This is a genomic window from Streptomyces sp. NPDC026092, from assembly GCF_040638605.1.
Taxonomy (GTDB): Bacteria; Actinomycetota; Actinomycetes; order Streptomycetales; family Streptomycetaceae; genus Streptomyces.
Window position 1 is genome coordinate 15299 of sequence record NZ_JBEZYN010000010.1, and the last position, 20853, is coordinate 36151.

A 20853-nucleotide genomic window follows, 5' to 3' on the forward strand; every position below is an offset into this window, starting at 1 on the left:
GCGGCTGGTCCGCGCTGTGAGGAGGGACGTTCGGATGCCGCGCTCGTTCCCCTCCTTCTCGTTCCCCTTCCTGCGGCAGGACTTCGCCGCCTCGCTCGTCGTCTTCCTCGTCGCCCTCCCGCTCTGCCTCGGCGTCGCCGTCGCCTCGGGTGTCCCCGCCGAACTGGGCCTCATCACCGGCATCGTCGGCGGAATCGTCACCGGCCTCATGCGGGGGAGCAGCCTTCAGGTCTCCGGACCCGCCGCCGGGCTCACCGTGCTCGTCCTCGAGGCGGTCCGGGCCTTCGGCCTCCCCGCGCTCGGGGTCATCGTGCTGGTGGCCGGCCTGCTGCAGATCGCCATGGGTCTGCTCCGGTGGGGGCGCTGGTTCCGTGCGATCTCCCTCTCCGTCGTCGAGGGCATGCTCGCCGGCATCGGCCTGATCATCATCGCCGGGCAGCTCTACGCCGCGGCGGGCCTGCCCGCCCCGGCTTCCGGTCTCGACAAGCTGACCGGCCTGCCGGGCGCCCTGGTCGGGGCGCTGGGCAGCCGTACGGCCCTTGTGTCGCTCGCCCTCGGGGCCGGCACCGTTCTCGTCATCGTCGGCTGGCGGCGGTTGCCGCGCCGGGCCCGGGCGGTGCCCGGGGCCCTCGTGGCGGTCCTGCTGGCCGCCCTCGCGACCGCCGTGTTCGGCCTTCCGGTGGAGACCGTGCGGGTGAGCGGCGTACTGGAGGCCGTCCATCTGCCGGGCGTCGAGGCCCTCTCGTCGCTCGCCGATCCCGCCCTCCTCGGCACGGTCCTCGCGTTCGCCCTGATCGCCTCCGCCGAGTCGCTGTTCAGCGCGGCGGCGGTCGACCGGCTCCACTCGGGACCGCGGACGGACTACGACAAGGAACTCGTCGCCCAGGGCTCGGGCAACGCGCTCTGCGGCCTGCTCGGTGCCCTGCCGCTCACCGCGGTGATCGTGCGCAGCTCGGCCAACGTCGAGGCCGGCGCCCGGACGAAGGCGTCCCGAGTCCTGCACGGTGTCTGGCTGTTGCTCTTCGTCGCCCTGCTGCCCGCCGTCCTCGCGTACATCCCGTTGGCGGCGCTGGCCGGGATCCTCGTGCACGCGGGCTGGAAGCTCATCCCGTTCAAGGGCGTCATGACACTCTGGCACCGTCACCGGGGTGAGGCCCTCGTCCTCGTGGCGACGGCGACGGCGATCGTCGCGGTCGGCATGTTCGAGGGCGTCCTGATCGGCCTCGTCCTGTCGGTCGCGAAGGCCGCCTGGGAGGCCTCGCACCTGCGGATCGAGCACAGTGACGACGGGCGCGGCGCGGTCCGCGTACGGCTCCAGGGGACGGTCACCTTCCTTCGGCTGCCGCAGATACTCGACAGCCTGGAAGCCCTGCCCGCCGACCGACGCGTGGTCCTGGATCTCTCCGGGGTCCACCACCTCGACCACGCCTGCCGGGCAGCACTGGAGACGTGGGCCGAACGGCACAGCGGCGCCGACGCCGAGGCCGTCCGCGCCGAGGGCGCGTCCGCCGGCTCGGTGAGCAGCCCGCACTGAACCGGTGGGCATACGGGGGCGACGCGCGCCGCGTCGCCCCCGTTCGCGGTCCTCCCATGTCTGCCGTAAGTCAATGACCAGAAGAGTTGCCTAGATAGACTCACTAGTCGATGCTGGGCGCCGTGGATTTCGTCCGATGCGCCGCGTGCCCACCGGTGAGCGGTACGAACTCGCCTGACCCGCAGCGCGGTTGCTCGTGACGTGACTTCAACTACGGAACGTAGGAGGCGACAAGCCCATGGAGTGGACAGGCACACGCTACGCGGACAAGCCGACGGTCGAGGTGCCGATCTGGATCGCCGCCCCGCCCGAACGGGTATGGGAGCTGGTCTCCGACATCGAGTTGATGCCGCGTCTGAGCGCGGAGCTGCAGTCGGTGGAGTGGCTGGACGGCGGGACACGACCCGCCCCGGGGGCCCGCTTCGTGGGCCGCAGCAGGCACGAGGCGCTGGGGGAATGGGCCACCACCTCCCACGTCGTGGAGTGCGAGCCGCCCGGGGTGTTCGCCTGGGCGGTCGAGGACCCCGAACAGCCCGCGGCGATCTGGCGGTTCACCCTCCAACCCGAGGACGGCGGAACGCTGTTGCGGCAGTGGATGCAGCTGGGGCCGGGCCGCTCGGGTCTGTCCGTCGCCATCGACAGCATGCCGGAGAAGGAACAGAAGATCGTCTTCGTGCGGATGCGCGAGTTCGAGGCCAACATCGGCGCCACGCTCACGGCGATCAAGAAGCTCGCGGAAGAGTCCGGAAAGGCGGATGTGTGATGCGTACGTCGACCACGATCGAGGCGTCCGGGGCCGACTGGCAGGAGACGGTGGACTTCGTCGCCGAGGCGGAGAAGCTGGGCCTGGACATCTGCTGGGTGGCGGAGGCCTGGGGCGCGGAGGCGCCTTCGCCGTTGGGGTACCTCGCCGCCAGGACGGAGCGCATGCTCCTCGGCTCGGGGATCATCCAGCTCGCCACCCGTACGCCGGTGGCCATCGCCCGCGCGGCGATCACCCTGTCGCACATCTCCCAGGGGCGCTTCCTCCTTGGGCTCGGCCCGTCCGGCCCGCAGGTGATCGAAGGGCTGCACGGCGTGCCCTTCGACCGGCCGCTGTCACGGATGCGGGAGACCGTCGAGATCGTGCGGCAGGCCGCAGCGGGGGAGAAAGTCTCGTACACCGGAAGGGAGTTCACGATCCCGCTGCCTGGAGGAGAGGCCAAGCCCATGCGCGTGGCCGTCCGCTCCGAGCACCCCATCCCGATCCACCTGGCGACCCTCTCGCCGAAGATGCTGCACCTGACCGGCGAGATCGCCGACGGCTGGCTGGGTACGAGCTTCGTGCCCGAGGGCGCCAAAGAGGCCTATTTCGACCACCTGGACGCGGGCCTCACCGCTTCCGGCCGCTCACGCGCGGACCTCGACATCTGCCAGGGCGCCGAGGTGGCCTTCGCCGAGGACGAGGACGCGCTGCGTGCGATGGTGGCCGGCCGGAAGAAGGAACTGGCCTTCAGCCTCGGCGGCATGGGCTCCGCGAGCACCAACTTCTACAACAGCGCGTACAGCCGCCAGGGTTGGGCCGACGTCGCCGCCGAGGTCCGCGAACGCTGGCAGGCCGGCGACCGGGACGGGGCGGCGGATCTGGTCACCGACGAGATGGTCCTGGGTACGACGCTCATCGGCACCGAGGACATGGTGCGGGACCGGCTGCGGGTGTGGCGCGACGCCGGCGTCGACACCATCCGCTTCTACCCCGCCGGCGAGACGCTGGAAGCCCGGCTGACCACTCTGGGCCGAGCGCTCGACCTGGTACGGGAGATGGAAGCCGAGGGGGCCCGATAGTCCGAGCCCGAGCCCGAGCCCGAGAGTCAGAGGGCCCGCGCGCGGCGGGTGCGTCCAGGAACGCGGGCGACCTGCTGAGTCCCGTCATGAGACCTCTATGCTGAGCTCATGAGGCGGACCTCTTTCGCGAACTGGCCGTGCTCCGTCGCGCGCACCATGGACATGCTCGGGGACTGGTGGACGCCGCTCGTCCTGCGGGAGGCCTTCTACGGGATCAAGCGGTTCGACGCGTTCCAGCAGGAGCTCGGCATCGCCCGCAACACCCTGACCGACCGGCTCCGCCGCCTGGTCGACGAAGGCCTCATGGAGAAGCAGGCCTACCAGCACGAGCCGGTGCGCTACGACTACGTCCTCACGGAGAAGGGCCGCGACTTCTTCGGTGTGCTCGCCGCGATGAACACCTGGGGCAACCGCTGGCTCAGCGGCGAGCAGGGGCCGCCGGTGGTCTTCCACCACGACCGCTGCGGGCACGAGGGCGACGCCGAGGTCGTCTGCGCCTCCTGCAAGGAGCCGATGACGGCCGACGACACACGCCCGCGCTTCGGCCCCGGCTACCCCCAGCACCTCGCCGAACGCCCGGACATCCGGCGCCGCTTCACCACCTGAGAAGGCTCCTTCACGACGACCGTTTGAGGAGCATCCGCAGCACCGGGCGGGCCGCGTCGACGGCGTCGGCGCCCGGTGCCGGTCGTAGCGCCCCGCTGATCCACAGATTCGCGAAGCCGTGCGCGATGGACCACGCGGCGAGTGTGGTGTGCTCGGGGGCATCGTTCGAGGTGGCGGCCGCCGCGCCGGCCCCCTTGCGGAGCGCGTCACCGGCGCGCGTTTCCGCCTGCTGGAGGGCCTCGTCGTCCGCGTGGTAGAGGCTGGGCTGGAACATCACCGCGAAGTGCACCGGATGGTTGACGGCGAAGTCCACATAGGACAGGCCTGCGGCGAGGAAGTCCGACTCCGCGGCTTCGAGGGCGTCGGCGAGCAGCGTGAACCCATCGGTGGCGATGGCGGTCAGGACGCCGGTCTTGTCGCCGAAGTGGTGGGCGGGCGCCGCGTGGGAGACCCCCGCGCGGCGAGCGAGCTCGCGCAGGCTCCACCCGTCGAGGCCGGACTCGTCGATCGCCGCGACGGCGGCGGCGACGATCGTCCGGCGGAGATCTCCATGGTGGTATCCGCTCTTGGGCACAGGCGCGATCCTCTCAACTTGTCATTGACAAGATATCGCACCGGGCTTACGTTCGACCCAAGAACTTGACAATGACTAGATCCCCGGAGTGCGAAGATGACCCTGCCCGTTCTCCTCACCTCGCTGGCCCTGCTGCGTGGCCTCGGCGCACTCGGCGTACGGCGCTTCGCGACCTGGCCCGCGGCGGCGGCCCATGCGGTCGCGGTCATGCTGTTCATGACCGCCAGTGCTCACTTCGTCCCGGCGGGCGTCACCGTCATGCCGAACCATGCCGACCTCGTCGCCATGGTCCCGTCGGCCGTACCGTTCGCCTCGGCGATGGTCTACCTCACCGGCGTGCTGGAGTTCCTCGGCGCGGTCGGGTTGATCATCGGCCGGACCCGCCGCGCCGCCGGCTACTGCTTGGCGCTGCTGTTCGTCGTCATGCTGCCGGCGAACATCCACGCCGCCGTCGCCGAGATCCCGTTCGCGGGCGAGCCCGCCTCGCCTCTGTGGCAGCGTATCCCGGAGCAGATCCTCTACATCGGAGTGGTGCTGTGGGCCGCTCGCGGAGCAGAGCCGCTGCCCACCTCCGTGCTGCGCAAGCCCGTTGAATCAGGCCGCCGTTGAATCCGAGGGTTCGTGTGCCCAGACGTCGTCGATGCCGTACGTCTCCCAGGCCGGGAAGTCGTCGTCGACGGGGACGGGCTCCTTCGGGCGGAGGAGGCAGGCGTAATCCCGAGAGCACGGTGACGGGTAGCCGTTCGTCGTTCGTACGGGGTGTGGGCTCAGCCCTCGGGGCGCAGCAGACCGCGCTCGTACGCCTTCACCAGGCGCTGCGGCACATGGTGGACGGAGCCGTCGAGGGTGATCGGCACCAGCTGCGGGGTGGTGGCCTTCCACTGTGCGCGGCGGTGACGGGTGTTGCTGCGGGACATCTTCCGCTTGGGGACGGCCATGGGGGCTCCTGGGTGTGGCGAGGGCGGTGCTGTCCCCGAGACCGTATATGAAAATGGATTCCATTAGCAAAAGGGCCTCGGTCTGGTCGGCCGGCGAGGAGGCCGTCAGTCGCCGAAGGAGCCGTGCCTTCCCTGGCCTGCGGTGAAGCGGGCGGCTCCCGATGTCGTCTCGCCCGCCGACAGGGGCACCATGCCGTGTCGGAGCTCCGCCGCGAGGGCCTCGGGCTCGGGCATGCCGTGCTGCTCCCGTACGGACAGTCGGTCGTGCCGCAGGCACAGCTGGGGGAAGGCCGCGATCTCCCGGGCGAGCTCTTCCGCCGCCGCCCGGGCCTGGCCCGGCGGGACGAGGCGGTTGGCGAGGCCCATGGCGTACGCCTCGGCCGCCGGTACGGCTCGGCCGGTCAGGATGAGGTCCATCGCGCGGCTCTCGCCGATCAGGCGGGGGAGCCGGACCGTGCCGCCGTCGATCAGGGGGACGCCCCATCGGCGGCAGAAGACCCCGAAGACCGCGTCCTCCTCGGCCACGCGGAGGTCGCACCACAGGGCGAGCTCCAGCCCGCCGGCCACGGCGTGACCGGCGACGGCCGCGATGACCGGCTTGGAGAGGTGCAACCGAGTCGGGCCCATCGGGCCGTCGCCGTCCGGCTCCACCCGGTTGCCGCGCTCGGTGCCGATCGCCTTGAGGTCGGCGCCCGCGCAGAACGTCCCGCCCTCGCCCCACAGGACGGCGACCGAGGCGTCGGGGTCCGCGTCGAACGCGCGGAAGGCGTCGGCCAGTTCGCGGGCCGTCGGTCCGTCCACGGCGTTGCGGGCGGAGGGCCGTGACAACACGACGGTCGTCACGGGCCCCTCACGCTCGACGCGGACGGCGGGATGCGCTGAGTCATCGGTCATGGCCCGCATTCTCGCGGGGCCGCGAACCGGGGGCCAGCGTCAACGCCCTCGGTCGGGCAGGGCCTTTCAGCCTTTCAGGCCTTGCGGTAGTTGCGCGCGTCCTCGCCGGCCGCCACGACCATGTCGATGTCCCCGCCCACCGAAGCGGTGACGACGACGCCGACAGCTCCCTCGACGAACGGCGCGTCCACGATCCGGGAGTCGGCGGGCATCGTGCGCTCGTCGCCGTCGCCGAGCAGCGCCTGGACGGTGAGCACCGCACTGCCCATGTCGCAGAGGATCGCGACACCCTTGCCCTCGTCGGCCCTCACGGCCGCGGCGTGGATGCGTTCCGCGCTGGTCCCGATCCGGCCGTCGTCGGTGCCTCCGGCCGCCAGAACCGGGGCCATGTCACCGGAGCCGACCATGGCCTTGGCCAACTCGGCTGTGGAATCGGCCACTTCGCGGCTGTGCGAGACGAGTACGACACCGACGCGTCCACCACCCGACCGGGGCGTGCTCCGAGCTGTCTCGACAGACTCCTGCGGCGCCGCGGTGGTCGCCGGGGCGGGCTCCCACGAGGGGTCCGCCGCCATGGTGAGGGCGTCGAAGAGGAGTACGACGGAGTTGGCACCCGCGTCCTCGTGGCCGATGGAGCGCTCGCCGAGGTAGCTGGCCCTGCCCTTCCGGGCCTGCATCGGGCCGGTGGCCTCGGCCCCTCGCTCGGCCGCCGCGCGCGCCTTCCGCAGGGCCTCGGTCAGAGGGGTACCGGCCGCGAGTTCGGCGTCGAGGGCGTCGAGCGCCGGGAGCAGGGCGTCCAGCAGCGTCGCGTCACCGAGACCCGCGCCGCCGAGCTTGCTCACGGCCTCGGCTCCCGCACGCAGCGAGAACGCGAACTGCTCGGCGGGGACGTCGGTCTCGGAGCCGAACCGCTTGCCGGTACGGCGCAGCGCCATGCCGAAGAGAGGGCCGGACGCGCCGCCGACGGTGTTGGTGAGGGTGGTGCCGGCCTGGCCCAGGAGCTCACCGGGAGTCGATGCCGGGGACTCGTCGGCGGCGACGCGTGCCGCGGCGAAGCCTCGCACCATGTTCGCGCCGTGGTCGCCGTCACCGATCGCCGCGTCCAAGGCGGTCAGACGTGCCTCGTCCCGCTCGAAGAGCTGGGAGGCCGCGGTCAGCCAGCGGCGGAAGTACGTGACATCGAGAGCGGGGTCGGGGGTGGGGGTAGCAGCCGTCACGGGATCGTTCTTCCTGATGGGGGGCCTGCGGGTGAGGGGAGGGGGCCGGATGGCGGGGGTTCAGACGCCCCAGCGCAGCGAAGGCGTCTGCACCGGCGCGTCCCAGAGGTCGAGCATCGACTCGTCCGCGCGGCACAGGGTCAGGGTGCAGCCGGCCATGTCGAGGCTCGTCACGTAGTTGCCGACCAGCGAGCGGGCCGTGTGGATGCCACGCGCGGTGAGAATCCGCTCGACCTCGGCGCGTACGACATAGAGCTCGACCGGCGGGGTGGCGCCCAGGCCGTTGACGAGGAGGATCACCGGGTCGCCGTCCGCCTCGGGGAGGTCTTCGAGGATCGCGTCGAGCATGATCTCGGCCGTCTCGGCCGCGGTCGTCAGGCGAGCGCGGCGGCGGCCCGGCTCGCCGTGGATGCCGACGCCGATCTCGATCTCGTCCGCGCCCAGTTCGAAGTTGGGGGCACCGTTGGCGGGTGTGGTGCAGGAGGAGAGGGCCACGCCGAAGCTGCGGCTGCGCTCATTGGTCCTGCGGGCCAGCGCGGCGACCTCCGCGAGCGGTGCACCGGTCTCGGCGAGGGCGCCGGCCAGCTTCTCCACGAAGAGCGTCGCGCCCGTGCCTCGGCGGCCCGCACCCTCACCGCGGGCGACGGCCACGTCGTCGTCCACGACGACGGTCTCGACCGCGATGCCCTCGTCGTCGGCGTCCTCCGTGGCCATACCGAAGTTCAGGATGTCGCCGGTGTAGTTCTTGACGACGACCAGCACACCGGCGCCGGAGTCGACGGCGGTGATGCCCTCGTGGATGCGGTCCGGGACCGGTGAGGTGAAGACCGGGCCCGCGACGGCGGCGTCCAGCATGCCGTGGCCGACGAAGCCCGCGTGCAGCGGCTCGTGCCCGCTGCCGCCGCCGGACAGGATGCCGACCTTGCCCGGAACCGTCCCGCCGGCCCGGGTGACGATCCCGGCCTCCGCGTGCACGTTCAGCTCTCGATGTGTCGCCGCCATGCCCCGTAGTGCGTCGGAGACCACACTCTGAGGAGTGTTGATGAGCTTCTTCAAGGCGGGTGTCTCCCTCGTGCGGCTTTATTCGTAGCGAAATTTCCGCGGCGGCGCGGCGGCGTGGCGGAGTTCTGAAAGGCGGCTTTGGCGTCCGCGGCAGAGCTGATGACGGGAATATCGAAAAGAGGTGTGTCGATCCGAGTCTCACCCGCTCGGTGCGCCTGAGGAACGAGGCGTTGGTCCCCCAGGCCCTGGGCGAAGGTCCTCATCTCGCAGGCCCTTGGAATTCTCGCCCGCATTCTCCATCGCCATCGTATTCGGGGCTCGAATTCCCTGTGCCATACTCCACTCGAAGGCTCCGTGAATCCTCCGGATGCCCGTCTCATTTCTTTCCCTGATTTCTTCCGGCACAGCAGGAAGAAGGGCAAGCAAGCGCCTGGCCCCCACAGGAGGTCTCCCTTGAACACCGTCACCACGCGCGTCCTGATCAGCCCGCCCAAGTACGTCCAGGGCGCGGGGGCCATGCGGGAGTTGGGGCAGCACGTGGCCCAACTGGGCGACCACGCGCTGGTCCTCGCCGACGAGGGCGTGTGGGGCTTCGCCGGGGAGACCGCGGAGAAGTCCCTCGCCGGCGCGGGCGTCCGGATGACGCGGGAGACCTTCGGCGGCAGGTGCACACAGGTGGAGATCGACCGGATCGTGGCCCGGGTCCGCGAGGTCGGCGCGAAGGTCGTGATCGGGATCGGTGGCGGCATGACCGTCGACACCGCGAAGTCGGTGGGCTTCATCTGCGACGGCATCCCGTCCGTCAGCGCACCCACGGTGGCGTCCACCGACGCGCCGACCAGCGCGCACGCGGTCATCTACACCGAGGACGGAGCGTTCGACCGGTACTTCTTCGGGCTGCACCGCAACCCGAACCTCGTCCTCGTCGACACCACGTACATCGCCAACGCCCCGAGCCGCTTCATCGTCTCCGGGATGGGTGACGCCCTGGCCACCTGGTACGAGGCCCGCGCCTGCGTCCAGGCCCGGAGTGTCGCCATGGCCGGAGGCCTGGCCACCGACGCCGCCCTCAGCCTTGCCCGGCTGTGCTGGGAGACCCTCATGGAGTACGGCGTCCAGGCCAAGCTCGCGGCCGAACAGCACGTCGTGACCCCCGCCCTGGAGAAGATCACCGAGGCGAACACGCTGCTCTCCGGGCTCGGGTTCGAGAGCTGTGGCCTGGCCGCCGCGCACGGCATCCACAACGGCTTCACCGCGTCGCCGAACACCGGCGCCTTCATGCACGGCGAGAAGGTCAACATGGGCACGCTGGCCCAACTCGTCATGGAGGGCTCCCCGACCGAGGAGATCGACACCTTCCTCCGCTTCAGCCGTGAGGTCGGTCTGCCCACCACCCTCGCCGAGATCGGCCTCGTCGACGCGGGCCGCGACGAGCTCCTCGCCATCGCCCGCGCGGCCACCGCCGAGGGCGAGACGACGCACAACATGCCCTTCGCCGTCACGCCCGACATGGTGATGGACTCACTCGTCGCCGCGGACGCCTACGCCCGCGCCTACGCGAAGAAGCACGGCTGACCCGGGCGGCGTCATGCGGAGCGCCCGCACGATGCGTCAGTCGACGTCGGCGCGCGTCGTTCCCATCTTCAGACCGTCGACCCAGTGGACCGACTCGACGTCGAAGATGGTGGAGCCGTACGAGCCCCAGCGCGGAACGTTGCCCTTGAGGTCCCAGGTCCGCGCGTTCTGACGGTCGACGACCAGCTGGCCGTTGACGTACAGGGCGAAGGAACCGCTCGTCGAGGTCTGGGCGTTGATGCCGAGCTCGATCTTGTTCCAGGTGCCCGGCGTCCAGGCGACGCTGCCGGCGGAGATCCACTGCTCGCCCGGGGCGACGTACCAGATCTTCAGCCGGCTGTCCTCGACCTTCATGAGCACCGGGTAGTTCTGGTCGTGCTCGTCGCCGGTTCCCCAGGACTTCCACTGGAACACGGTCTGGGCGTTGCCCGTCTTGGTCATGGACTCCCAGCCGAACCAGTACGTCCGGCCGGACGTGAGGGTACGGCCGGCGATGCCGTGCCCCTCGCACCGCTCGGAGCCCGCTGCCTTGGTGAAGCCGAAGATCTTCCCGCGACCGTCGTTCCAGTCCGGCTGGTACACGTACGAAGGGGAGTCGCACAGGATCGAGGCGAACACGGCGGTGCCGCCGTTGTCCGCGTCGCCGTCCCATTCGACCGCGGCGTGCGCCGGAGTCGCGAGGACGAGGGAGAACGCCGCGGCGAGGGGGAGCGCGGAGCGGGCGACACCGTGGACGTTGCTGAGACGCATGGATTCCTCCGGTGGGGTGGGGGAGCGGGATTCCGCGCGAGGTGCCCGGCCCGGCCGGGGCGGGCACCTCGCGGTCTGGGGTCAGCCGAGACGGACGGTGATCTTCTGGGGGGCGCCGGCCTGGCCGGTGAGATCGCCGAAGACGAGCTTCAGGGACGAGCCGGTCGTGGCGGCGGTGACCGTCGCGGGCTTCGAGAGCACCTTGCTCACGCGCCGGTTCCAGACGACGTCCAGGGACGTGGCCTGCCGCGCCGGGTCCGAGACGACGATGGTCGCCGTGCCGTTGCGGTGCTCCCGTACGAGGACGGAGGCGGGAGCGCTGGCGCGGAGCTTGTCGACGGTGCCCGCGGTCCAGAAGTTGACGGCCGTGAAGCCCGACTTCGGTACACGTACGCCCTGCTGGTCCGCCGAGTTGGTGAGGATCCTCAACCAACCCCTGTCGCACGCGCGTTGAGCGGTCGCCCGCGCGCTGGCCCCGGGCAGCAGGGCGTAGGCGTAGTCGCCGTCGGTCGGGTCGACGCCGTGGTCGGTGAAGAGGGTCAGGTAGCGGCGGGTGATCGGGTCGGGGGAGCCACCGGTGTTGATGTCCCGCCAGGAGCCGGTGCGTTCCTCGCGCACGGCGTGGAGCTTGGCCCCGCCGGGGAAGACGTAGCCTGCCTGCCCGGCGATGTGAGCCCACTCGGCGCCCTCGAAGGTGCCCGTCCAACCCTGCGCCTGCGACTGTGTCTTGCCGTCGACGGTGAGGACCGGGGCGCCGGTGGCGCCGAGCGCGCGGTTGTCGACGGTCGTCTCGACGGCGTGGCCGTCGGCCGAGGTGATGCCGGCGCCGAGGCAGACGACGGAGTCGTCGAGGAAGAACCAGGACTTCCTGGCGACCATCGTGCTGGAGATGCCCTTGAGGTGCTGGCCGACGGCGGCGTACTCGCCGTCGGTGGTGCCGCCGACCCAGGCGGCGTCCGGCATCGGCTGCCCCCAGTTGCCGCCCTCGCCGTCGGCCAGCGGCTTGCGCGACGCGGTGATGCCGGGCAGGCGGTACGGGTCGACCGTGGGCCAGTAGGCGTCCGAGTACTGCTCCAGGCCGAAGTCGCTGCCCCACCAGGAGAGCCAGCCGGCGCCGGTGTGGTAGCCGCGGGCGTGCTCGCCGTTCCCGAACTCGTAGTGGGCGATGCGGTTCGAGGCCATGGAGACGGAGGCCGCCCAGTCGCGACGACGGTGGGTCGCCCGCGCCATGTTGTGGAACAGCCGGTGCTCGACGGGCTCGGGGGCGGCCTTCACTGAGGTGTCGTCCTGCAGGGCCTGCAGGAGTGAGGCCCTGATGAGGCTCAGGCCGGGGTTCTTCAGCGCGGGGTAGTAGTAGTCGCGCTGCAGCCAGCCCTTGACCATCGCGCGCCAGCGGGCGTTCTCCTCGGGGCTCGCGCCCTGGCCGAGCAGCAGGATGGTCGCCATCAGGCCGTGCGCGCGCTGGTGTTCGTTGGTGCCGATGCGGCTGATGCCCCGGCTGCTGACGTTGTCCATCATCAGGCCGTTGTAGATGAACGGGGCGACGGCCTTCTCGATCGTGTCGAGGAAGAGCTGGGTGCCGGCGCCCGTCACCTCCCAGCTCGCCCCGCGCAGCAGCGCGAGCAGTCGGCCCACACCGTCGTGGAGCACCGCGCCGTAGCCGCCGATGTAGGGGACGTTGCGGTGCTGGACGAACGAGCCGTCGTCATAGAAGCCGTCGCCCGAGGTGACGTACGGGAACACCGGGGCCAGTGCCTGGGACGCCCGCGCGATCTTGCCCGCGTCCTTGCCGACGATCCCGCGCAGGATGACCCCGCGGCACAGGTCGACCCGGTTGGCACCCGTACTGGTTCCCGTGTACGAGTCGAAGACCGAGTCCGGTACGAAGGCGTCCACGGCCCGGCAGTAGCCGGCGAGCTGCTCCGCCGACAGGTGCTCGTACATCAGCACACAGGTGTCCATCAGGGCCTGCGGGGCGCCGATCTGCCAGTTGTACCAGTTGCCGTAGCGCGTGGTGGTCTCGTTGTAGACCTCGGCGCGGAGGTGGTCGAGGCCGGTGAGGATCGCGTCACGGAGGCCGGTGTCCCCGGTCAGTCCGGTGCCCGGCTGGGAGTACGCCTCGGCCATGGTGCGCAGCCGGTTGTAACTGTCGTTCATCGTCGCCGAGAAGGCGTACGACTCGGCGTCGAGGTCCGGCTCGGGGTCGGTCCAGGAACGGCCGGGCCAGAGCGAACCGCTCGCCGGGGCCATGGTCGCGGCGAAGCCGGCCGCAGTGGTGCCGAGGGTGGTGAGGATGGTCCGGTACGGCTCCGCCGTGGGGCTGAAGCCCGTACCGAGGATGAGGTCACGCCACTTGGCGCGCAGCACGTCGAACTCGGCGTCGGACGGGAGGACTTGCTGTGGCGTGGCGGCGGCCGGACGGGCGAGCGTTCCGGAGAGTCCGAGGGCGAGCGCGCCTCCACCGGCGGCGTGGAGGAAGGTGCGGCGGCGCCAGGGAGATGGCATGGGAGACGACCTTTACGGGAGGAGCGCGTCGTTGCCTCGGCGCTGTCGCTGGCTCGTAAGCGTGGGGTTTCTAACACGCTGAAAATCAACAAGGCAACGGTTTGGACAGAAACAGCCTCACGTTGTCCGTACAGACAGAAACACTCAGAATCGATCGATGACCTAGAGGGTTGCTCGCTACACTGCGCCTGAACTGGGGTGTCCTAGGAGGGGAGCGGGGCAGTGCACGCGGAACACAGGCACCAGGCCATCCTGCGCAGGCTGCGGGAGGAGGGTTCGCTTCGAGTCAGCGACTTCGCGGCCGAGTTGGGGGTGTCTCCGGTCACGGTCCGCCGGGATGTCGAGATCCTCGCCGACCGTGGCCTGGTGGCGCGGGTGCACGGCGGGGCCATGCTCCCCGAGACCTGGGCGGAGACGGCTCCCGCCGAGGGGGCTGCTCAGGCGCCTGGGCGCCCGGGCCGGGAGCGGGTCGTCGGCCTGATCGTGCCGGCGGCGGACTATTACTACCCCGAGGTCATCAAGGGCGCGCGGGAAGCCGCCGCGGCTCGGAACGTCCGCCTGATCCTCGACATCTCGGGGTACGACGCCGACGAGGAGCGCGCGCAGGTCGAGCGGATGATCGGCGACGGGATCGACGGGCTGCTCGTGGTCCCGTCGGGGCCGCGCGGCTGGTACGAGGAGCTGCCCGTCCCGGTCGTGATCGTGGAGCGCCGCCCGGACGCGGACGAGTCGGCCGGGATCGACCACGTCGTCTCCGACCACGTCCATGGAGCGCGCCTCGCCGTACGGCACCTCGCGGACGCGGGCCGCCGCCGCCTCGTCCTGCTCGTCCGCGGGGCGAGCCCGACCGCGCCGTGGATCATCGAGGGCTTCGAAGCGGGGGTACGCGCGGCGGGCCTCGAAGCCCCCGGTCCGGCGCCCGTCCTGGACATCCCCGACACGGGCCCCGGGGACCGGGGGTACGACGGCCCGATCGAGGAGCTCCTCGACGCCGTGGCGGAGGGCCGCGTCGACGCCGTCGTCGCCCACCCCGACAACGAGGCGCTCGCGCTGCTGCGACGGTTGCGCGCGCGGTCGATCCAGGTGCCGGGCGACGTCGCGATCGTCGCGTACGACGACGAGGTGGCGGGCCTCGCCGACATCCCGCTGAGCGCGGTCGCCCCCGCCAAGTACGAAGTGGGCGCGTCCGCCGTGGAGTTGCTGGTACGGAGACTCGACCAACCCGACGCCCCACGGCACCGGCTGTTCGTGCTCCCGCAGCTACGGGCCCGCTCGTCGAGCGGCAGCTGAGCGACGCGCAAGGGGCCTGATTCGTAGCGGAATTCGGAGGTGGTGCTCCGGGGCTTGGGTTCGTCGGAACCCAAGCCCCGGAGTCTTCGGAATGCCGGGGTGGTTCAGCAGTTGACGTAGCCCATGGAGTACGTCACCGTCCCCCAGATTCCCGAGAAGGAGAAGTTCTTCTTCGCCCCCTTGGGCCCGACCCACGGACTGTGGATGGCGCCGCCGCTGGTGTTCAGGATCACGTACGGACACCGTCCGTCGGCCTTGGTGTCCTCCACCCAGCCGGACACGACACCGTCGGAGCAGTGCGTGCCGGAACCCTTGCCCTGCCCGCTGCTCACGGTCCAGTTCTGGCAGGTCGCGGCGGACGTGGGGGAGGGGGAGGCCGCGTGCGCGGCGGGTGCGGTGAGGGTCATTCCCATAGCGGCGACGCCGAGAACGGCCGCTGTGGCCAGCCTTGATTTCATGAGGCCCTCATTCCTTTGCGGTTGATGGACGTGGAAATCGTGCGCGTGCTCGCTGGATCGACAGGAAAGGTAGCTTGAAGCGCTCTGTGATGGCCTTGTCAGTCCAGGCCAATTCGGGGCCCGGGTGGCTGACGTGAAGGTCTTGATGCCCGGCCGCATTCAGCTTTTTGGCCATGGCTCAGCCAACTGGCGGATATTGCCGTCGGCGCATGAGGGAAGTGCGCGGGTTCCGGCGGCCCGCGTCGAAAGGTGAGCCGTCTCCTCAAGGTTCGAGCGACGGACCCTGAACGGGGAGGTCCATCCGCGCGAGCTTCGCCGGGTCGACCACGACCATGATGGCGGTCAGGTCAACCGGATCAACCGCACCGTCCGCGAGCAGGCCGGCAAAAGCTGGTGAGTCCCTGGCCCCGGGCCCTCGCTGTCAGTCCCCTTCCGATTCGAACGTGCGGAGCAGGTCCGCGGCGACGCTCACCGCGATCGTCGCGGGCTCCTTGCCCGTGATGTCCGGGAGGCCGATCGGGGTCTTGATGCGGTCGATGGTGGAGTCCGCGTGGCCGCCCTCCGTGGCGAGGCGTTTGCGGAAGCGGGTCCACTTGGCCGCCGAGCCGATCAGGCCGATCGAGCCCAAGTGGGCGGTCCGCAGGGCCGCGTCGCACAGGGCGGCGTCCTCCGCGTGGTCGTGGGTCATGATCAGGACGTGGGTGCCGGGCGGCAGGTCCTCCAGGACCTCCTCGGGCAGCAAGGGGGTGTGGTGGACGTGCACCTGCGCGACCGCGTCCGCCAGGACGTCGAGGCGCTCCTTGGTGAGGATGTCGGCGCGGCTGTCGATCAGATGGAGGTCGAGGTCCTGGCGTGCCAGGATCCGCGCCAGTTCCAGGCCGACGTGGCCCACGCCGAAGATCGCCACCGCCCGTACCACCGGCAGCGGTTCGAGCAGCACCGAGACCGTACCGCCGCAGCACTGCACGCCATGCCGGTTGGTCACCTTGTCGTTCAGGGCGAAGTCGATCAGCTCCGGCTCCGGCGCGGGCTTGGGGACGGAGATCATCTGCCGGGCCCGGTCGATCGCGACCGCCTCCACATTGCCGCCACCGATCGAGCCCCATGTCTCGGTCAGCCCCACCACGAGCTTCGCGCCGGCGTCGCGCGGGGCATGGCCGCGCACGGTCGCGACGGTCACCAGTACGCCGGACTCCCGGCGTGCTCGCAGCCGTGCGACCGCGGCGGCCCATGTCATGTCAGGCACCGCTCAGCACTTCGGCGCGCCTCGGTGCGACGCCCGCGCGAGCCGCCTCGATCGCCCAGTACACCGCCTCCGGCGTCGCGGGCGAGGCCAGTTCGACAGCGACCCCGCTCGGCCCGAACGCGGCGGCGGCCTGCCGCAGCGCCTCGCGTACCGAGAACGCCAGCATCAGCGGGGGCTCACCCACCGCCTTGGAACCGTAGACCGCACCCTCCTCGGTCGCGTTCTGGAGCAGCGTCACGTGGAACTCCTCGGGCATCTCCGAGAAGCTCGGCAGCTTGTACGTGCTCGCCGCCTGGGTCAGCAGCCGACCCCGGTTCGGCCCGTCACCGGCGTCCCAGCGCAGGTCCTCAAGCGTCAGCCAGCCCGCGCCCTGCACGAAACCGCCCTCGACCTGACCGATGTCGATCATCGGGGAGAGGCTGTCGCCGACGTCGTGCACGATGTCCACGCGCCGGATGCGGTACGCGCCGGTGAAGCCGTCCACCTCGACCTCGGCCGCCGCGGCGCCGTACGAGAAGTACTTGAACGGCGAGCCCTTGAACGCCTTCGCGTCCCAGTGCAGCCCCTCGGTCCGGTAGAAACCGGCCGCCGACAACTGGACCCGCTGGAAGTACGCGGTGCGCACCAGCTCGTCCCAGGCCAGCTCCGTGTCGCTGCCCAAAGTGCGCGCGACGCCCTCGACGATCCGGACGTCCGAGGCGTTCGCGCCCAGCTGGGTGGCGGCCACCCGCAGCAGCCGCTCGCGCAACTGCTCGCAGGCGTTCTTCACCGCCGCGCCGTTGAGATCCGTACCCGCGCTGGCGGCGGTGGCGGAGGTGTTGGGCACCTTGTCGGTACGGGTCGGGGCCAGCCGCACCTTGTGCAGCGGGATCCCCAGCGTGGTCGCGGCCACCTGCAGCATCTTGGTGTGCAGGCCCTGGCCCATCTCGGTGCCGCCGTGGTTGATCAGGACCGAGCCGTCTTTGTAGATCAGCACCAGCGCGCCGCCCTGGTTGAAGGCGGTGAGGTTGAAGGAGATGCCGAACTTGATACCGGTGATCGCCAGCGCCCGCTTGGTGTGCGGGTGGGCGGCGTTGAAGGCGGCGATCTCGCGCTTGCGGTCGGCGATGCCCCCGTTCTCCTCGACCTGCTGCCAGACGGCGGTGATCCGCTCCGGCTGGGTGACCAGTTGTCCGTACGGCGTCGACTGGCCGAGCCCCGGCCGGTAGAAGTTCCGCTTCCGCAGCTCCATCGGGTCCAGGCCGAGCAGCGGTGCGCAGCGGCCCATGATGTCCTCCATCACCAGCATGCCCTGCGGCCCGCCGAAGCCGCGGAAGGCCGTGTTGGAGACCTTGTTGGTCTTGGCGATGCGACCGGTCACGCGCGCGTTGGGGATCCAGTACGTGTTGTCGATGTGGCAGAGCGCCCGGGCGACCACGGGCTCCGACAGGTCCAGGCTCCAGCCCCCGTCCGCGGTCAGGGTGGCCTCCAGGGCCAGGATGCGGCCGTCGGCGTCGAAGCCGATCTTCCACTCGGCGCGGAACCCGTGCCGCTTGCCCGACATGGTCAGGTCCTGCGTCCGGTTGAGCCGGACCCGGACCGGCCGGCCCGTCAGCTTGGCGCCGAGCGCGGCGACGGCCGCGAAGCCGTGCGGCTGCATCTCCTTGCCGCCGAAGCCGCCGCCCATCCGCAGGCACTGCACGGTGACCTCGTGGCTGTGCAGACCGAGGACGTGCGCGACGATCTCCTGGGTCTCCGAGGGGTGCTGGGTGCTGCTCTGGACGAACATCTGCTCGGCCTCGTCGACGTAGGCCAGCGCCGCGTGCGTCTCCAGGTAGAAGTGCTCCTGGTCGGAGAACTGGAACGTGCCGGTGAAGACGTGGGCCGACTCGGCGAAGCCGGCGTCGACGTCACCGGTCACCATCGTGGGCCGGGCGCCGTGGAAGCTCTCCGCCGCGATGGCCTCCTCCAGCGTGATCACGGAGGGCTTCTCGTCGAGCTCCACCTCGACGGCCGCCGCGCCGAGCCGGGCCGCCTCCAGGGTCTCGCCGAGCACCCAGGCGACCGCGTGGCCGTGGAACATGACCTCGTCGGGGAAGAGCGGCTCGTCGTGCTTCATCCCGGCGTCGTTGACGCCGGGCACGTCGGCGCCGGTCAGCACACGGACCACACCGGGCACGGCGAGCGCGGGCTCGGTGCGGAGCGCGGTGATCCTGCCGTGGGCCTTCATGACCTGGACCGGGTGGGCGTGCAGCACCTCCTTGGTGCGGTGCACCAGGTCGTCGGTGTAGAGCGCGGTGCCGGTGACATGCAGAGCGGCACTCTCGTGCGGCATCGAGACACCGACGACCGGCTTCTCGGGTCGAGCGGACAACTGGCTCATGACGACACCGCCTCGGTGGTCTGCGCGTACAGTTTCAGCAGGCTCTGGCCGAGCATCGCGGAGCGATATCCGGCACTGGCGCGATGGTCGTTCATCGGCGTCCCCGCCGCGCGCAGCAGCTGCGCCGCGGCCTCGACGGTCTCCGCCGTCCACGCCTCGCCCTCCAGGGCCTCCTCGGCGGCGAGGGCACGGATCGGGGTGGCGGCCACGCCGCCGAGGCCGATCCGCGCCTTGCGGACGGTCCCGTCCTCGATGTCGAGCGCGAAGGCGACGGCGACGCTGGAGATGTCGTCGAAACGCCGCTTGGCGATCTTGTGGAAGGCCACCACCGGCGACAGCGGCAGCGGGACGCGCACCGCGCGGATCAGCTCGCCGGGACGGCGCACGCTCTGCCGGTAGCCGGTGAAGTACTCCGCCAGCGGGACCTCGCGCTCACCGTCGACGCCGGCGAGCACCACCGCCGCCTCCAGCGCGAGCAGGACGGGTGGGCTGTCGCCGATGGGGGAGCCCGTACCCAGGTTGCCGCCGAGGGTCGCACCGTTGCGGATCAGCCGGGACGCGAACTGAGGGAACAGCTCGGCGAGAAGGGGCACGCTGCCGTCGAGGCGTCGTTCGATCTCGGTGAGTGTGAGCGCTGCGCCGATCTCGATGTGGTCGGACTCGACGAGCAGCTCCCGCAGTTCGGGCAGCCGGTCGACGGCGACGACACAATCCGCTCTGCGGGAGCGGATGTTCACCTCCACGCCCCAGTCGGTGGAGCCCGCGACCACCACCGCGTCGGGCCGCTCGTGCAGCAACCGCAGTGTCTCGGCCAGGGATTCCTTCCGGTGGAAGGCGCGGCCGCCCTGGGTGTACTCGGTGACGGCCGGCGCGGGCGGGGACTGCTCGCGCCGCCGCGCCAGCGGGTCCTCGTCGGTCGGCTGACCGACGGCGAACGCGGCGTCGCGGATCGGGCGGTAGCCGGTGCAGCGGCACAGGTTTCCGCTGAGCGCGTGGAGATCGAAGCCGTTCGGGCCGTGCTCGGGGTCGGTGTGGTCGGCAGATACGGCACCCGAGTCGGCCGCCGACGCTGCGTGCGCGCAGCGGTCGGGGCGGTAGTACTCGGCCGCCATGCTGCAGATGAACCCCGGTGTGCAGTAACCGCATTGGGAGCCGCCGCGGACCGCCATCTCCTCCTGCACCGGATGCAGGGTGGGCGGCGTGCCGGGCGCGCCGGGGGTGGCGAGACCCTCGGAGGTGACGATCTCCTGACCGTCGAGCGCCGCGACCGGGACCAGGCAGGCGTTGACGGCCACCCAGTCGGTGGGCTTGTTCACCCCGGGGTGGGCCACCAGGACCGAACAGGCCCCGCACTCACCCTCGGCGCAGCCCTCCTTCGTGCCGGTGAGGCCACGCTCGCGCAGGAAATCCAGCACGGTGGTGTGGGGTGCGGCCGGGGAGATCGGTGCCTCGTTCCCGTTGACGGTGATCCGCGCCGTTTCCATGTCAGACCCTCGTTCCGGGGCATGATCGGTCGATTCAACAGTATTCGCCAGATTCGCCAATTTCAGGCAGCTTTCTGTGTTCAGCGGCGCCGCGTGGCAGGAACGGGCGCGCGAAGCGGCGCGCGGCAGGGGCGCGCGCCGGCGGCGTGCGAAGAGCAGGGGGCGGTGAAGAGAAGCCCGGAACGCGCCGCGGAAGGGCGCATGGGAACGGCTTCGGCGGCCGGCGTGTCAGCAGCCGTGCGCGATGCGACCCGTGACCCAGACGGTGATGTGGGCGAGGCGAGCCAGGTCAGAGCTGGTGTTCATCCGCCGGTCGCCTCCTCTCGGTCGTTGGGTCCGACGCTGAGCGCAACGTAGTTGCTGATGCCACTGAGGTCAAGGAGCAGCGGTCGTGGCCGACGTCGATCGGTAGCGAGAAAATGATTGGCCCCCGTCGCCGTTGAGTGGTGATGATGCCTCTGCTTCCCAGACGGAGGACGTTTGTTCGTTTTCGTGTGTGTGGGGTGCGGCGCCGAGCTGACCGCCCCGCTGTCCCAAGTCGCCCTGCCGGCTCATGCTCATCAGAAATTCGGGAACGGGCTTCAACTCCCCGTC

Annotated in this window: 18 protein-coding genes and 1 pseudogene; 7 read left to right on the forward strand and 12 right to left on the reverse strand. The window is 70.7% G+C overall.

Translation table 11 applies throughout. The annotated features are described in order from the left end of the window. Window positions 1-34: 34 nt before the first annotated feature. The 4 genes from AB0F56_RS18120 (at window position 35) to AB0F56_RS18135 (ending at window position 3964) form a co-directional block, all read left to right on the forward strand. A complete protein-coding gene (locus AB0F56_RS18120; protein ID WP_362010351.1) occupies window positions 35-1534 on the forward strand; it encodes a SulP family inorganic anion transporter in 1500 nt (499 codons plus the stop codon). 238 nt (window positions 1535-1772) lie between these two features. Further along, window positions 1773-2297, forward strand: a complete 525-nt coding sequence (locus AB0F56_RS18125) for an SRPBCC family protein (protein WP_362010354.1) — start codon at window positions 1773-1775, stop codon at window positions 2295-2297. Continuing rightward, the gene (locus AB0F56_RS18130; protein WP_362010357.1) at window positions 2297-3358 is read left to right on the forward strand and encodes an LLM class flavin-dependent oxidoreductase; all 1062 of its coding nucleotides are present in this window, start codon (window positions 2297-2299) and stop codon (window positions 3356-3358) included. Before AB0F56_RS18125 ends, AB0F56_RS18130 begins: the two co-directional genes overlap by 1 nt. 108 nt (window positions 3359-3466) lie before the next feature. Next, a complete protein-coding gene (locus AB0F56_RS18135; RefSeq protein ID WP_362010360.1) occupies window positions 3467-3964 on the forward strand; it encodes a helix-turn-helix domain-containing protein in 498 nt (165 codons plus the stop codon). A 10-nt stretch (window positions 3965-3974) separates the two neighbouring features. Here AB0F56_RS18135 and AB0F56_RS18140 read toward each other — a convergent pair whose 3' ends face one another. Then, a complete protein-coding gene (locus AB0F56_RS18140; RefSeq protein WP_362010363.1) occupies window positions 3975-4538 on the reverse strand; it encodes a WHG domain-containing protein in 564 nt (187 codons plus the stop codon). 96 nt (window positions 4539-4634) lie between these two features. Between AB0F56_RS18140 and AB0F56_RS18145 the strand changes: the two genes are divergently transcribed. Beyond that, window positions 4635-5147 (forward strand): hypothetical protein, encoded by a 513-nt coding sequence (locus tag AB0F56_RS18145; RefSeq protein ID WP_362010366.1) that lies wholly within the window; start codon window positions 4635-4637, stop codon window positions 5145-5147. Window positions 5148-5305: 158 nt separating this feature from the next. Here AB0F56_RS18145 and rpmF read toward each other — a convergent pair whose 3' ends face one another. The 5 genes and pseudogenes from rpmF to dhaK all read right to left on the reverse strand — a co-directional run bounded on the left by rpmF (window position 5306) and on the right by dhaK (window position 8643). Further along, complete coding sequence (gene rpmF, locus AB0F56_RS18150) at window positions 5306-5476, reverse strand: 50S ribosomal protein L32 (protein WP_362010368.1); 171 nt, start codon at window positions 5474-5476, stop codon at window positions 5306-5308. 105 nt (window positions 5477-5581) lie between these two features. Beyond that, window positions 5582-6370 (reverse strand): crotonase/enoyl-CoA hydratase family protein, encoded by a 789-nt coding sequence (locus AB0F56_RS18155; protein ID WP_362010371.1) that lies wholly within the window; start codon window positions 6368-6370, stop codon window positions 5582-5584. 74 nt (window positions 6371-6444) lie between these two features. Next, window positions 6445-6945 carry a PTS fructose transporter subunit IIA gene (locus AB0F56_RS18160; RefSeq protein ID WP_362010880.1) on the reverse strand — a complete coding sequence of 167 codons (501 nt, stop codon included), beginning with the start codon at window positions 6943-6945 and terminating at the stop codon, window positions 6445-6447. A 3-nt stretch (window positions 6946-6948) separates the two neighbouring features. Next, window positions 6949-7587, reverse strand: a pseudogene (dhaL, locus tag AB0F56_RS18165) (dihydroxyacetone kinase subunit DhaL); the annotation flags it as partial. Between the two features lie 60 nt (window positions 7588-7647). Next, window positions 7648-8643: a dihydroxyacetone kinase subunit DhaK gene (dhaK, locus tag AB0F56_RS18170; protein WP_362010374.1), complete on the reverse strand. Its 996-nt coding sequence runs from the start codon at window positions 8641-8643 to the stop codon at window positions 7648-7650. Window positions 8644-9042: 399 nt separating this feature from the next. Here dhaK and AB0F56_RS18175 point away from each other — a divergent pair, with 399 nt between their 5' ends. Beyond that, the gene (locus tag AB0F56_RS18175; protein ID WP_362010376.1) at window positions 9043-10164 is read left to right on the forward strand and encodes a glycerol dehydrogenase; all 1122 of its coding nucleotides are present in this window, start codon (window positions 9043-9045) and stop codon (window positions 10162-10164) included. A 36-nt stretch (window positions 10165-10200) separates the two neighbouring features. Here the strand turns inward: AB0F56_RS18175 and AB0F56_RS18180 are convergent, their stop codons facing one another. Together AB0F56_RS18180 and AB0F56_RS18185 are read right to left on the reverse strand one after the other, a co-directional pair. Beyond that, window positions 10201-10914: a heparin lyase I family protein gene (locus AB0F56_RS18180; protein WP_362010379.1), complete on the reverse strand. Its 714-nt coding sequence runs from the start codon at window positions 10912-10914 to the stop codon at window positions 10201-10203. A gap of 81 nt (window positions 10915-10995) precedes the next feature. Continuing rightward, window positions 10996-13419, reverse strand: coding sequence for a polysaccharide lyase 8 family protein (locus AB0F56_RS18185; RefSeq protein WP_362010381.1), 2424 nt, complete (start codon window positions 13417-13419; stop codon window positions 10996-10998). Window positions 13420-13641: 222 nt separating this feature from the next. Here AB0F56_RS18185 and AB0F56_RS18190 point away from each other — a divergent pair, with 222 nt between their 5' ends. Further along, window positions 13642-14709, forward strand: a complete 1068-nt coding sequence (locus AB0F56_RS18190) for a substrate-binding domain-containing protein (protein WP_362010383.1) — start codon at window positions 13642-13644, stop codon at window positions 14707-14709. Between the two features lie 104 nt (window positions 14710-14813). On the opposite strand, the gene AB0F56_RS18195 is transcribed toward AB0F56_RS18190, so the two are convergent. From AB0F56_RS18195 to AB0F56_RS18210, 4 genes are all read right to left on the reverse strand, one after another. Next, window positions 14814-15167: a hypothetical protein gene (locus tag AB0F56_RS18195; protein WP_362010386.1), complete on the reverse strand. Its 354-nt coding sequence runs from the start codon at window positions 15165-15167 to the stop codon at window positions 14814-14816. A gap of 421 nt (window positions 15168-15588) precedes the next feature. After that, window positions 15589-16404, reverse strand: a complete 816-nt coding sequence (gene xdhC / locus AB0F56_RS18200) for a xanthine dehydrogenase accessory protein XdhC (protein WP_362010389.1) — start codon at window positions 16402-16404, stop codon at window positions 15589-15591. Between the two features lies 1 nt (window position 16405). Then, entirely contained in the window at window positions 16406-18775 is a 2370-nt protein-coding gene (gene xdhB / locus AB0F56_RS18205) for a xanthine dehydrogenase molybdopterin binding subunit (protein ID WP_362010392.1), read from the reverse strand. Further along, the gene (locus tag AB0F56_RS18210; protein ID WP_362010395.1) at window positions 18772-20259 is read right to left on the reverse strand and encodes an FAD binding domain-containing protein; all 1488 of its coding nucleotides are present in this window, start codon (window positions 20257-20259) and stop codon (window positions 18772-18774) included. The genes xdhB and AB0F56_RS18210 overlap by 4 nt, the downstream gene beginning before the upstream one ends. Window positions 20260-20853 lie beyond the last annotated feature (594 nt).

What these genes read in the sequence shown, in the direction of transcription:
- AB0F56_RS18135 (WP_362010360.1), top strand. Translation starts at nt 3,467, where the DNA reads ATGAGGCGGACCTCTTTCGCGAACTGGCCGTGCTCCGTCGCGCGCACC.
- AB0F56_RS18130 (WP_362010357.1), top strand. Translation starts at nt 2,297, where the DNA reads ATGCGTACGTCGACCACGATCGAGGCGTCCGGGGCCGACTGGCAGGAG.
- AB0F56_RS18145 (WP_362010366.1), top strand. Translation starts at nt 4,635, where the DNA reads ATGACCCTGCCCGTTCTCCTCACCTCGCTGGCCCTGCTGCGTGGCCTC.
- xdhC (WP_362010389.1), bottom strand. Translation starts at nt 16,404, where the DNA reads ATGACATGGGCCGCCGCGGTCGCACGGCTGCGAGCACGCCGGGAGTCC.
- AB0F56_RS18125 (WP_362010354.1), top strand. Translation starts at nt 1,773, where the DNA reads ATGGAGTGGACAGGCACACGCTACGCGGACAAGCCGACGGTCGAGGTG.
- AB0F56_RS18155 (WP_362010371.1), bottom strand. Translation starts at nt 6,370, where the DNA reads ATGACCGATGACTCAGCGCATCCCGCCGTCCGCGTCGAGCGTGAGGGG.
- AB0F56_RS18180 (WP_362010379.1), bottom strand. Translation starts at nt 10,914, where the DNA reads ATGCGTCTCAGCAACGTCCACGGTGTCGCCCGCTCCGCGCTCCCCCTC.
- AB0F56_RS18185 (WP_362010381.1), bottom strand. Translation starts at nt 13,419, where the DNA reads ATGCCATCTCCCTGGCGCCGCCGCACCTTCCTCCACGCCGCCGGTGGA.
- AB0F56_RS18120 (WP_362010351.1), top strand. Translation starts at nt 35, where the DNA reads ATGCCGCGCTCGTTCCCCTCCTTCTCGTTCCCCTTCCTGCGGCAGGAC.
- AB0F56_RS18210 (WP_362010395.1), bottom strand. Translation starts at nt 20,259, where the DNA reads ATGGAAACGGCGCGGATCACCGTCAACGGGAACGAGGCACCGATCTCC.
- rpmF (WP_362010368.1), bottom strand. Translation starts at nt 5,476, where the DNA reads ATGGCCGTCCCCAAGCGGAAGATGTCCCGCAGCAACACCCGTCACCGC.
- xdhB (WP_362010392.1), bottom strand. Translation starts at nt 18,775, where the DNA reads ATGAGCCAGTTGTCCGCTCGACCCGAGAAGCCGGTCGTCGGTGTCTCG.
- AB0F56_RS18160 (WP_362010880.1), bottom strand. Translation starts at nt 6,945, where the DNA reads ATGGCGGCGGACCCCTCGTGGGAGCCCGCCCCGGCGACCACCGCGGCG.
- AB0F56_RS18195 (WP_362010386.1), bottom strand. Translation starts at nt 15,167, where the DNA reads ATGAAATCAAGGCTGGCCACAGCGGCCGTTCTCGGCGTCGCCGCTATG.